Source organism: Micromonospora haikouensis (genome assembly GCF_900091595.1).
GTDB classification, from domain to species: domain Bacteria; phylum Actinomycetota; class Actinomycetes; order Mycobacteriales; family Micromonosporaceae; genus Micromonospora; species Micromonospora haikouensis.
In genome coordinates, this window is the sequence record NZ_FMCW01000005.1 from 77,718 (window position 1) to 89,704 (window position 11,987).

The following is an 11,987-nucleotide window of genomic DNA, read 5'->3' on the forward strand; positions in this document are numbered from 1 at the left end:
AGCGAGGGGGTACGTCGATGAGTGGGATCGTCGTCTTCGGGGCCGGTGGCCGGGCCGGCCGGGCCGTGGTGGCCGAGGCGCGGGCGCGTGGTCACGAGGTGACCGCCGTCGTGCGGGACCCGGCCCGCCACCCCGCCCTGGCGGCCGGGCGGGGCGTCCGGGTCGCCGCCGGTGACGTCACCGACGCGGGGCGGGTCGCCGAACTGGCGGCCGGACACGACGCGGCGGTGCACGCCGCCGTCGACCTGGGCGTACCGGCCGACGTGTTCTTCCCGGCCGCCGCCCGCGCGCTCGCGGCCGGGCTGGGGCGGGCCGGGGTGGGCCGGTTGGTGGTCGTGGGGCTGGCCTCCGTCCTGCCCACCGAGACCGGGGCCCTGCTGCTGGACACCCCCGGCTACCCGCAGGAGTACCGGGCGTTCTGCCTCGGGCACGGTGCCGGCAACGAGGCGCTGCGCCGGGCGGAGGGCGTGCCGGACTGGCTGGTGCTCAGCCCCGCCGGGGACTTCGACCACACCGGCCAGCCCGCCGGGGGTTACCGGTTCGCCTCGGGGGACGCCGGCAGCCGCATCACCTACCCGGATCTGGCCCTCGCCCTGCTCGACGAGATCGACGCGCCCCGCCACCACCGGGTGCACCTGGGCGCAGAGGGCACGACGCCCACCGTGTGACGGCGGCAGTCGCCAGCGGCGGAGGAGACGGTCGGACAAGCGCGGGGGCGGCGACAGCGCAACACATCGCCGCCTCCGGGGTCCGAGACGCAACGAATCGTCGGGTGACGCAACTTCCGGCGGTGGATGTCGTCGCTGTGCCCGCATACCGTTGGGCAACGGCGCCAGCCCGTGGGCCGAAGGTGGCCGGGCGCGCCCGACCCATGGGAGCAGGACAGTGACGATGGACGCCACCAGCCAGCGCTTTCTGATGTGCCGGCCGACGTACTTCGCCGTCGACTACGCGATCAACCCCTGGATGGACCCGACCGCCCCCGTCGACGCCGGGCTGGCCGTGCGGCAGTGGGAGCGGCTCCGGCAGGTCTACCGCGAGCTGGGCCACACCGTCGAGGAGATCGTGCCCGTCCCCGGCCTGCCCGACATGGTCTTCGCCGCCAACGGCGGCACCGTGATCGACGGCAAGGCGATGTCCGTGCAGTTCCGCGACCCGCAGCGCGCCGACGAGGCCCCCGCGTACCGGGCCTGGTTCGCCAGCGCGGGCTTCGAGCTGCACGACCCGAAGCACGTCAACGAGGGCGAGGGCGACGTCCTGCTCGCCGGGGACGTGCTGCTCGCCGGCACCGGGTTCCGCACGGCGCACGCCTCGCACGCCCAACTCCAGGAGGTCTTCGGCTACCCGGTGATCACCCTCCAGCTGGTCGACCCCCGCTTCTACCACCTGGACACCGCGCTCACCGTGCTCGACGAGCGCACCGTGGCGTACCTGCCGGAGGCGTTCTCGCCCGGCAGCCGGGCCGCGCTGCGCCGCCTCTTCCCCGACGCCGTCCACGCCACCGCCGCCGACGCCGAGGTGCTCGGCCTCAACGCCGTCAGCGACGGCCGGCACGTGGTGCTGCCCGAGCAGGCCACCGGCCTGGCCGCGCAACTGCGCGACCGGGGCTACGAGACCATCGGGGTGGACCTGTCCGAGCTGCGCAAGGCCGGCGGCGGACCGAAGTGCTGCACGTTGCGACTCCGTCAGGGAAAGGCGAGCAAGTGATCGTGGAAGACATGCTGCGGACGCCGGGGGCGGTCCGGGACGCCGAGCGCCACACCGCGCACAACTACCACCCGCTGCCGGTGGTGGTCAGCTCCGCCGAGGGCGCCTGGCTCACCGACGTCGACGGGCGGCGCTACCTGGACTGCCTCGCCGGATACTCGGCGCTCAACTTCGGTCACCGGCACCCCCGGCTGATCGCCGCCGCGCACGCGCAGCTCGACCGGCTGACCCTCACCAGCCGGGCGTTCATCCACGACCAGTTCGCCGACTTCTGCCGGGAGCTGGCCGAGCTGTGCGGCAAGGACATGGTCCTGCCGATGAACACCGGCGCGGAGGCCGTCGAGACCGGGATCAAGGTGGCCCGCAAGTGGGGCTACCGGGTCAAGGGCGTCCCGGCCGGGCAGGCGAACATCGTGGTGGCCGAGGGCAACTTCCACGGGCGTACGACCACCATCGTGAGCTTCTCCACGGATGAGGACGCGCGCGCCGACTTCGGGCCGTACACGCCGGGCTTCACCGTGGTCCCCTACGGCGACCTGGCGGCGCTGGAGGCGGCGATCGACGACGACACCGTGGCCGTGCTGCTGGAGCCGATCCAGGGCGAGCAGGGCGTCGTGGTGCCGCCGGCCGGCTACCTGCCGGGCGTACGGCGGGTCTGCACCGAGCGCAACGTGCTGTTCGTCGCCGACGAGATCCAGTCCGGCCTGGGTCGCACCGGGGCGACGTTCGCCTGCGACCACGACGACGTCGTGCCCGACATGTACCTGCTGGGCAAGGCGCTGGGCGGCGGCATCGTGCCCGTCTCCGCGGTCGCCGCGAACGCCGACGTGCTCGGGGTGCTCCAGCCCGGCCAGCACGGCTCGACGTTCGGCGGCAACCCGCTGGCCTGCGCGGTGGCCACCGAGGTCGTCCGGCTGCTGGCCACCGGCGAGTTCCAGCGCCAGTCGGCGGAGCTGGGCGAGCGGCTGCACGCCGGGCTGCGCGGCCTCGTCGGCCGGGGCCTCGTCGCCGTGCGGGGCCGGGGGCTCTGGGCCGGCCTCGACATCGACCCGGCGCTGATGACCGGCCGGCAGGCGTGCGAGCGGCTGATGGCCCGTGGCGTGCTGGCCAAGGACACCCACGGCTCCACGATCCGGCTCGCCCCGCCGCTGGTCATCACCGCCGAGGAGATCGACCACGCGGTCGCCCAGCTCGCCGCCGTGCTGGCCGACTGACCGTACGACGTCGGCGGGCGTCGGGCCACGGCCCGGCGCCCGCCGGCGCAGCCGGCTCAGGGCCGGGGCAGGCGCATCGCCATCGTCGGAGCCTCGGCCATCACCGAGGTCGGGGTGAACGGCGCACCCGAGGGCAGCTCGTCGGCGCGGCCGACCTGCACCCCCGGATACAGCTCGACCATGTCCCCGGCGGACAACACCCGCGACTGCTGCGGCTTGAGCGCGATCCGGTCCGCCTCCGTCATCGAGCCGCCGGGGCGGATCCCCGACCCGTTGGTGCTCACGTCGGTGACGATCACCTCTCCTCGACCACTCCGGCTCGGCGCGTCTGACGCCGCGCCGCGACCCGGAGCAGTCGCCCGCAGCTCGAAGCGGACGTGGCCACGGCTGATCCAGCGCCGCGCCTCGTCGTTGAGCCACTGGCCGAGCACGATCCCGCCCTGCTGCTCCGGCGCGCGCCCGACCAGCACCGGCTGCTCCTCGGTGAGCACGAACCGGCGGCGGATCAGCCCGCCGATGCGTACGGCCAGCACCTCCGTGCGCGGCCGGGGCCCGGCGTCGCCGAGCCGTGCGCCGTGCCGGGGGCAGGTCGGCACGCCGCCGCGCAGGGAGGGCGGCGGCTGCCCGGCCGGGGCCCGCTCGACCCGGGCCAGGTCGGCGAACGCGCCGCCGCCCCCGCCGCCGCCGAACAGCGCGCAGCCCGGCTCGGGGCAGCGCCACTGCCGGGCCAGCAGCTTCTCCCCCGTCGCCGAGCGGGTGCCGGCGACCGGCACGTTGCCGCCGCCGACGTGGGCGATGAACACCGGCCCGCCCGCGCCGGGCACCGGGGCGAGCACCCGGCCGGGCTGCTCGACGGTCCACGGGAACCGGCCGCGCAGGCCGTCGAAGCGGGCCCGACTGAGCACCGGCAGCCCCAGCAGGTCGGCGACCTCCAGCATCCGGTCGCCCGGGTGGTCGAGCACCTCCACCAGGCCGTCGTCGGCCCAGCGGCGCACCACCATCCGCTCGTTGGAGGTGAGGTCGGCGTCGGAGAGCAGGGCCCGGTGCACGATCGCGTACACCGGGACGCTGTCCTCCTCCAGGTCGCGGGCGAGCGCGTCGATCACCATGCCGAGCCGGAGCAGGTTCGCCGGCCGGCCGCCGTCGAGGTCCTGGTAGCGGATCACCTCGGCCAGGTCGAGGACGGCCCGCGCCAGCGACGGGTCGGTGCAGACCCGCCCCTCGATGGCGTCGAGCACCTTGCTGATCTCGAATCTCATCGGGCACTCCGGAGAATGTCGTCGATGCGCCGCGCCAGCTCCAGGTCCCGGTGGGTGACCCCGCCGGCCGAGTGGGTGACGCAGCGGAAGGTGAGGGTCCGCCACCGGATGTCGATGTCGGGGTGGTGGTCGAGCTCCTCGGCCACCTCGGCGACCCGGTCGACCACCGAGACGGCCGCCGGGAAGCTCCCCAGCTCGGCGGTGCGGCTGATCCCGGTGGGATCACCCGTCCAGCCGGCCAGGCCGCCCAGCCCGTCTCGCACCGCCTCGGCGGTGAGCACGTCTGCCATGGCCAGACCCTACCGCCAGGGGACCGACGGGCCGGTCCGACGTGCGCCGGCATCGACGCCCGCCGGTCGGTGCCGGCCGCTAGGCTGAGCGCCGACTCGGGCCGGCGGGGGCGGTGACGCCCGGCCGGCGCCTGACCGACGCCTTCCGACCGGGCCGGGGCGGGCGTGCTGTCGCGGCCGGCCCCGGCCCCGGCCGCGTCCCGCTCAGCCCCGCAGCGGGCGGCCCACCTCGTGCAGATGGGCCAGCGCCTGCCGGTACGACTCGACCAGCCCGGTCTCGACGTACGGCACCCCGTGCTCGGCGCAGTACGCCCGCACGATCGGCCGGGCCCGGCGCAGGTTGCCCCGGGGCATGTTGGGGAAGAGGTGGTGCTCGATCTGGTAGTTGAGCCCGCCCAGCGCGACGTCGACGAACCAGCCGCCCCGCACGTTGCGCGAGGTGAGCACCTGCTTGCGCAGGAAGTCCAGCTCCTCGCCGGCCCTCGGCATCGGCATGCCCTTGTGGTTGGGGGCGAACGCGCACCCCATGTAGAGCCCCCACAGCCCCTGGTGCACGGCGACGAACGCCAGCGCCTTCCCCGGCGGCAGCACCGCGAACAGCAGGCCGAGATAGCCGGCCGCGTGCAGCGCGAGCAGCAGCCCCTCGACGGCCCGGTGCCGCACCGGGGTGGCGTACCGGCCGTCGGGGGCGCGGCCGAGCAGCGCCCGCACGCTCGCCACGTGCAGGGCCAGCCCCTCCAGCAGCAGCATCGGGAAGAACAGCCACGCCTGCCGCCGGGCCAGCCGCCGGCCGATGCCCCGGGTCGCGGCGGCCTGCTCGTACGACCAGACCAGCGCCCCGGCACCGACGTCCGGGTCCTCGTCGTGGTGGTTGGGGTTGGCGTGGTGCCGGTTGTGCTTGTCGACCCACCAGCCGTAGCTGAGCCCGACCGCCAGGTTGCCGGCGAGCAGCCCGGCCGCCTCGCTCGGGCCCCGGCGGCGGAACATCTGCCGGTGGCCGGCGTCGTGCCCGAGGAACGCCACCTGGGTGGTGGCCACGGCCAGGCCGGCCGCCACCAGCAGTTGCCACCAGGAGTCGCCGACCAGCGGCACCGCCACCCAGCCGGCGACGAAGGCCGCCAGGGTCAGGGCGATCCGGACGGCGTACCCGGCGGGCCGGCGGTCGAGCAGGCCCGCCCCGCTGACCAGTCGGGACAGTCGGGCGTAGTCGCTGCCCCGCCGGGCCGGCGGGTCCGCTGTCGCTGCAAGCATGATGTGAGCTCCCCGCACGTCGGCACCCGGGCCACGCCGGACGGCGGGCCCTGTGCCGAGTCTCGCGGCAACAGTAGCCGTGGGTAACCCGGCGAGCACCCGCATCCGGGGTAGGGGGCTCCCTACCCCCGGGCGGGGGCCGGCACGGGCAGCCCCGTCCGCCCCACCGGCCCCACCCGGTCGGCCCGTCAGCTCATCCGCCCCACCGCCGCCCGGAACCGGGCCAGGTCGCGGCGGCGTCGCTCGTACGTCGCGGCCAGGCCGATCAGCGCCAGCCCGCCGACCGCGAGGAAGATCCACCGGGGCAGCAGGTCCCAGCCGCGGGCCAGCTCGTGCAGCGCGAGCAGGACGAGGGTGACCCCGCCCAGCAGCACCGGGGCCTGCCAGCGGCGGGCCGCGCCGGCCAGCACCACGGCCAGCGCGCCGGCCCCGAGCAGCAGCCGCCGCCAGGGCTGCGGATCGGGCGCGAACAGCACCGACACCCCGCTGGGCAGCAGCGCGGCGACCAGCCCCGGCCCGAGCGCGAGCCAGCTGTTCAGGCCCGGCCGGGTGCGCAGGGCCACCGCGCCCGCGGCCAGGGCCAGGCCCGCCGCCGGCAGGGTGTACGCCTCCAGCAGCACCACCCCGCCCGCGATCAGCAGCAGCCACGCGCCGAGCAGCTCGCTGCCCCCGGCGACGCCCGCGAACGCCCAGCGCCACCCGGCCGGCTCGCCCCGGCGCAGCAGCCGCAGCCCCACGGCGGCCCCCCAGAGCACGCAGACCACGGCGGCGTACCGGGGTGACCCGGCGGCCAGCAGCACCGCCAGCAGGGCCACCGCCTGGGCTGCCACGTCGAGCACCCGGCCCCGGATCGGGTCGACGCCGGACGGGAGGGCGGCGGCGGCCAGGGCCAGCACCGCCACCGCCAGCACGGCGAAGGAGGCCGTACGCAGCGGCAGGCTCGCCGCCAGCGCGGCGGTGACCGCGAACCCGGTCGCCGACCCGACCGCCGTCAGGGCGGCGGCCAGCCGGGCCGCGCCCGTCCGGCCCGCGACGGCGGCCACCACGCCGGCCACCACCAGCGCCCCGAGGCCGGCGAGGGTGCCGGCCCGGGTGGCGAGCAGCCCGCCCAGCCCGGTCACGGTGGCCACCAGCCCCACCGGCACGGTGACCGCGACGAGCAGCGGCCGGGGCCGGGCCAGGGCGGCGGCCAGCAGGGCGGCCACCCCGGTCGCCAGCAGCACCGCCGGCACCACCGGCCACGGCGTGCCGGCGGCGGCGAGCAGCACCGGCAGCGCCGCCGCGGCGAACGGCAGCGCGGACAGCGCCGCGTCGGCCCACCCCGCCGCCGCCCCGGGCGGCTGCCCGCCGGACGACGTGGGCAGCCCCGCCCCGGGCGGGAACCCGTCCCCGCCGATCGGAGTCGCGGAACGCCCCGGGCCGGGCGTGCGGCCCGCCAGCGCAGCGGCCAGGGTCAGCACGAGCAGGGCCACGCCGGCCGGGGTGGCCCCCGGGACCGGGCCGCCGGTGGGCGCGCCGGACCACGGCGCGGCCACCTCCCCGTACGGGGCGACGAGCACCCGCGCGAGCACCCCGGCGGCGGCGAACAGCGCCACCGCGAGCAGGCCGAGGCCGCTGACCAGCGGCGCTCCCGTCGGCCGGGTGCCCGGCCCGGCGAGCACGGTCAGCAGGACCACCACCGCGGCGTAGAGCGCCACCGGCTCGTCGACCCGTACGACCAGGGGGGCCAGCGCCACCAGCGCGGACCCGGCGGCGAAGGCGACGGAGGCGTACCCGGTCAGCTCGGGCCATCGGCGGCGGACGGCGACCAGCGCGACCAGCGGCAGCCCGACGGCGGCGAGGGCGGCCCGCGCCTGCCACCAGGGCGGCACCCCGGCGGCGAAGAGCGCGACGGTGACCGCCGCCGGCACCGCCAGCAGCGCGGCGGCCAGGGCGGCCCCCGCGACGCCCCGCCGGGTGCCGCCGGCCCGCCGGCCCAGGGCGGCGACGGCCAGCCCGAGCGGGACGACCGCGCCGAGCAGCGCCGCCTCCCCGGCCGGGTAGGCCAGGCCGACCAGGAGCGCGTGCCCGACCAGCGCCGCACCGGCGACCGCCGCCGCCAGCACGCCCCACCAGGGCTGGGCCCGGGTGACGGCGAACAGCAGCAGCCCCGCGCCGACGACCAGGCCGGCGGCCGGCACCGCCGACCACGGCAGCGGCCCGACGCCCGACACCCCGAGGGTGGCGAACGCGACCGCGACCACCCCGATCACCGGCCAGGCCACCCGGGGCAGCAGCGCCGCCAGGGCGACCGCCGCCAGGGCCACGGCCACCGGCACCTGCCACCCCCAGGGCAGGTGCGGACCCGGGCCGACGCCCGACCAGGGCGGCAGCACCCGACCCACCGCGACCGCGCCGAGCAGCACGGCGAGCAGCGCGCCGACCTGCGCCGCCCCGGCGGCGACCACCAGGGCACCGGCCCTCGGCCCGGTGCCGACCCGGCGGGGCAGCGCCCGGACCGCCCCGGCCAGCGCCAGCGCGACGAGCGCCGTGGCCAGCGTCAGCAGTCCCGAGCGCAGCTCCGCCACCGGGCGCAGCAGCGCGAGGCCGAGCACCGGGACCAGCGCCCCCGCCGCGGCGGCGCGGAACAACCGGCCGCCGGCGACCAGCGCCGCGCCGAGCAGGGCCAGGCTGACCAGGAGCAGGGGCCCGCCGGCCAGCAGCGGCGACCCGGCGGCCCGGCCCACGGCGAGCGGCACCAGCGCGCAGCCGGCCGCGACGAGGAGCGCGCCGCCGTAGCCGAGCCAGGCCAGCACCCGGCCGGCGGCGGGGGCCGACCCCCCGGCGGCCCCCGCCCCGACCGGCGCTCCCCCGACCGGCGCTCCCCCGACCGGCACCTCCCCGAGCGGCGCTGACGCCGACGCCGCTGCCGGCTGGACCGGCGACCCCGGCGGGGCCGGCGTCGGCGCCGGGGCCCGGTCGCGCAGGGCGGCGACCACGACGAGGTTCAGCGCCGCGACGCCGACGAACACCACCGTCCAACCGGCGGCCGACGGGTGGGCCGGGCCGGCCAGCAGCGGCAGCACCGGCTGCACGGTGAACAACGCCGCGAACCACGGCACCGTCAGCCGGGTCAGCCGGCCGTAGCCCGCCGCCAGCGCCGCGCTGACCCCCCCGACCAGCGCGGCGTAGCGGGCACCGGGCCAGCCGGCCACCCCGAACAGGTCCACCGACCAGGCGGCGTACCCGTCGAGCACCACCAGCAGCAGCCCCACGGCGGCGAACGTCTCCGCCGTGCCGCGCAGCCCGCGCCGCGCCGCGACCGGCGGGACGGCCAGGGCGAGCGCGGTGAACGCGAGCAGGATCAGCGCCCGGCCGGCGACGCCCACCGTGGCCCAGGCGACCGCCGTGAAGACCACCGCCGCCGTGCCGAGCAGCAGGCCGCCGAGCACGAAGAGCAGCCCCTGCACGGTGCGGGTGGAGGTCTCCGCCCCGCCGACCTGCGCCGGCACCGCCCCGAACGGCGCGGACGGCACCGCCCCGACCGGCGCGGGCAGCACCGGGCCGGGCAGCCGCACGGCCGGACCCGGCGGCTGCGCCTGCTGGCCGGGCACCGGCAGCGCCGGGCCGGACGGCCGCACCTGCTGCCCGGCCGCCGGCACGGGAGCCGGTGCGACGAGGGGCGGCGGGGCGGGAACCGGCCCGGCCGGGCGCGGGGCACCGACCGGGGTCGCCGCCCGGACCCGGGCCGCCAGGTCCGCCCGGCGGACCTGCGCCGACCGCACCGCCTCGACCAGTTCGACGTACGCCCGCCGGGCCTGCTCCGCCCGCCCGGAGAGCACGGCGATCTCCCGGTCGAGCCGGATCACCTCGGCCGCGGTCGGGTCGGGGGCCCGCCCGCAGCGCCGGCAGCCGACGCTCAGGTCGGCCGGGGCGCCACACGCCGGGCAGGGGTAGCCACTCGTGTCCACCCGGCCATCATGGTGCCCTGGTCAAGCCCCACCCAGAGTGCGCGTACTCAGGGCCGGGTCTGCTCGTGCACCCAGGCCGTGTAGTCGGGGTTGCCGCTGTCCACCCGGGTCACCAGCACCTCCGGAACTTCGTACGGATGGCTGAGGCGGATGTGGTCGACCAGCGCCGGAACCCGGTCCGGGGCGGTCTTGAACAGCACCGACCACTCGGTGGTCGTCTCCACCGCGGACCGCCACCAGTAGGTGCTGTCCACCTGGCCGCCCACCTGCGCGCAGGCGGCCAGCCGACCGGCGACCGCGGCCGCCGCGAGCACGTCCGCGACCGAGCGGCTGTCCACCACGGTCGTCACCACGCTGATCTGCTCCACCAGCGCACCCTACGCGCCGTCGACGCCCCCGTCGTGGTGCGCCGCGATCCATTCGTCGATGCGTGACCACCAGTCGAACAGCCACTCGATGCGCTCCTGCCGGCCGGCGGGGATCTCCTCCGGGGGCACCGACCAGAACCGCATGATGATCCGCTTGTCCATCGGCAGTTCCCGCCACACGTCGGCGACGGTGAGCATCCGGTCGAGACCGGTGTGCGCCACGAAGATCACCCCGGCGTCGGGGGCGGCGTCCAGCGCGGCGAGCAGCCCGCCCGGCTGCGGGGCGAGCACGTGCCGCATCCGTTCCGCCCGCAGCGCCATCCGCTCCAGGCCGCGCGACCGCAGCCGGGCGATGGCGCGCAGCCGGCGGCGCGGGGTGAAGTTGCCCCCCTCGGGGAAGATCACGAAGGCGTCGTCGTCGTCCAGGCCGGTCGCCAGGTGGCCGATCTGCTCGCTCACCGACCCCCGCCGGTCGGCCGCCGGGGCGAGGAACCGGTTGGGCAGGCGGTTGAGCAGCACGTCGATCGCCGGGTCCCACTGGAGGCTGTCCTTGAGCACGATCCGGGGCTCCCGGTGGAACCAGTTGACCAGCGCGTGGATCAGGATGAACGAGTCGCCCGGCCCGGCGTGCCGGCAGAGCACCAGCTCCGGGCGGCCGGGCAGCGCCGTGTCGGGGCCGGTGCCGACCACGTCGATGCGCAGCCGCAGCGTCCACCGGGCCTGCCAGAAGAACACCTGGAGGAAGTGGCCGGCGAGCACGTAGTGGGCCCGCTGGAACGGTGGCGTCCGCTTCCACACCCCGAAGCCGGAGGCCAGCCAGAGCACGAACAGGGCCAGCAGCGCCGCCGCGTCCCAGACCAGGTAGACGCAGCCGATCCAGAGCAGGCGCAGCGGTCGCAGCCGGCCGGGGACCAGCGGGGACAGCGCCAGGGCGGCGAACGCCCAGACCGGCAGCGTGGTCACCACGGCCACGGCGAGCAGCACCACACCGGGCGCCAGCAGCAACCGGCGGACCCATCGGGGCGGCAGCGGCATCAGCGGTCCAGGTGGGTCGCCAGGTAGCGGCGGGAGGCCGTGTACGCGCGGCTGATCCGCCGCCCCACCGCAGCCATGTCCCGGTAGGCCCACGGGCTGTCCTCGCGCGGGCCCGGCCCCCCGGTGGGCAGCACGTGCACCCGCACCCCGTCGGGCAGCGCCGCCATCTCCCGGGAGAACCGGTGCCGGCGGGCGATCTCGAACGCGACCTGGGCGATCTCCCAGGGCCGTCGGGGCGGCGTCAGCTCCCGCTCGATGCGGCCCACCTGGAGTACGAAGATCTCCCGCGCCCCGGCCTCGACCGCCGCGCCGATCGGGATGGAGTTGACGATCCCGCCGTCGATGAAGTGCTGCCCGTCGATCTCGGTCGGCGGCAGCAGCCCCGGCACCGAGGCGGAGGCGAGCACCGCCGGCACCAACGGGCCGGCGTCGAACCAGTGCTCGGCGGCCCGCTCGATGTGCGCCGCGCAGCAGCGGAACGGCACCTGCAGGTCGGCGAAGGTGGTCTCCTCACCCAGCTCGGCCTCCAGCAGCCGGCGCAGCGGCCGAGGCGAGTGCAGGTGGGTGCGGGCGGCGAAGCGGCGCAGCTGCCGGGCGACGGAGTCGCCGTACACCTCGCTGGCCTCGGGGGACGCCCAGAGCCGGACCAGCCGGTCGGTGACCGCCTCGGTCGGATCGGCCGCGACGAGCGCGCCGTTGACCGCGCCGATCGAGGTGCCGAGCACCAGGTCGGGGCGGACGTCGGCGCGGAACAGGGCGCGCAGCATGCCCACCTCGACCGCGCCGAGGACTCCCCCGCCGCCGAGCACGAACGCCACCGGACCGCTGACCATGCCGTTCATCCTGGCACGCGTGGTCACGCCGGCCGTCCGGTGCCCGGGCGCGGCCGTCCAGGCGTCGGTCGGGTGAGACC

10 protein-coding genes are annotated in these 11,987 nt (G+C 77.3%); 3 read left to right on the top strand and 7 right to left on the bottom strand.

All coding sequences use genetic code 11. The annotated features are described in order from the left end of the window. Positions 1-17 precede the first annotated feature (17 nt). The 3 genes from GA0070558_RS06665 to rocD all read left to right on the top strand — a co-directional run bounded on the left by GA0070558_RS06665 (position 18) and on the right by rocD (position 2,921). Positions 18-668 (top strand): NAD(P)-dependent oxidoreductase, encoded by a 651-nt coding sequence (locus tag GA0070558_RS06665; RefSeq protein ID WP_091276876.1) that lies wholly within the window; start codon positions 18-20, stop codon positions 666-668. 223 nt (positions 669-891) lie between these two features. Beyond that, positions 892-1,707, top strand: a complete 816-nt coding sequence (ddaH, locus tag GA0070558_RS06670) for a dimethylargininase (protein WP_176734123.1) — start codon at positions 892-894, stop codon at positions 1,705-1,707. Then, positions 1,707-2,921 carry an ornithine--oxo-acid transaminase gene (gene rocD / locus GA0070558_RS06675; RefSeq protein WP_176734132.1) on the top strand — a complete coding sequence of 405 codons (1,215 nt, stop codon included), beginning with the start codon at positions 1,707-1,709 and terminating at the stop codon, positions 2,919-2,921. The genes ddaH and rocD overlap by 1 nt, the downstream gene beginning before the upstream one ends. 56 nt (positions 2,922-2,977) lie before the next feature. On the opposite strand, the gene GA0070558_RS06680 is transcribed toward rocD, so the two are convergent. The 7 genes from GA0070558_RS06680 to GA0070558_RS06710 form a co-directional block, all read right to left on the bottom strand. After that, positions 2,978-4,180: an FHA domain-containing protein gene (locus GA0070558_RS06680; RefSeq protein WP_091276883.1), complete on the bottom strand. Its 1,203-nt coding sequence runs from the start codon at positions 4,178-4,180 to the stop codon at positions 2,978-2,980. Beyond that, positions 4,177-4,470 carry a 4a-hydroxytetrahydrobiopterin dehydratase gene (locus tag GA0070558_RS06685; protein ID WP_091276886.1) on the bottom strand — a complete coding sequence of 98 codons (294 nt, stop codon included), beginning with the start codon at positions 4,468-4,470 and terminating at the stop codon, positions 4,177-4,179. Before GA0070558_RS06685 ends, GA0070558_RS06680 begins: the two co-directional genes overlap by 4 nt. Positions 4,471-4,674: 204 nt before the next feature. Further along, positions 4,675-5,721 carry a fatty acid desaturase family protein gene (locus GA0070558_RS06690; RefSeq protein WP_077938490.1) on the bottom strand — a complete coding sequence of 349 codons (1,047 nt, stop codon included), beginning with the start codon at positions 5,719-5,721 and terminating at the stop codon, positions 4,675-4,677. Between the two features lie 188 nt (positions 5,722-5,909). Continuing rightward, a complete protein-coding gene (locus GA0070558_RS06695; RefSeq protein ID WP_091276888.1) occupies positions 5,910-9,671 on the bottom strand; it encodes an SCO7613 C-terminal domain-containing membrane protein in 3,762 nt (1,253 codons plus the stop codon). 47 nt (positions 9,672-9,718) lie between these two features. Then, positions 9,719-10,039, bottom strand: coding sequence for a divalent-cation tolerance protein CutA (gene cutA / locus GA0070558_RS06700; RefSeq protein WP_074472721.1), 321 nt, complete (start codon positions 10,037-10,039; stop codon positions 9,719-9,721). 9 nt (positions 10,040-10,048) lie between these two features. Then, entirely contained in the window at positions 10,049-11,074 is a 1,026-nt protein-coding gene (locus GA0070558_RS06705; protein WP_091276891.1) for a 1-acyl-sn-glycerol-3-phosphate acyltransferase, read from the bottom strand. Further along, positions 11,074-11,907 (bottom strand): patatin-like phospholipase family protein, encoded by an 834-nt coding sequence (locus tag GA0070558_RS06710; protein ID WP_077938487.1) that lies wholly within the window; start codon positions 11,905-11,907, stop codon positions 11,074-11,076. Before GA0070558_RS06710 ends, GA0070558_RS06705 begins: the two co-directional genes overlap by 1 nt. Positions 11,908-11,987 lie beyond the last annotated feature (80 nt).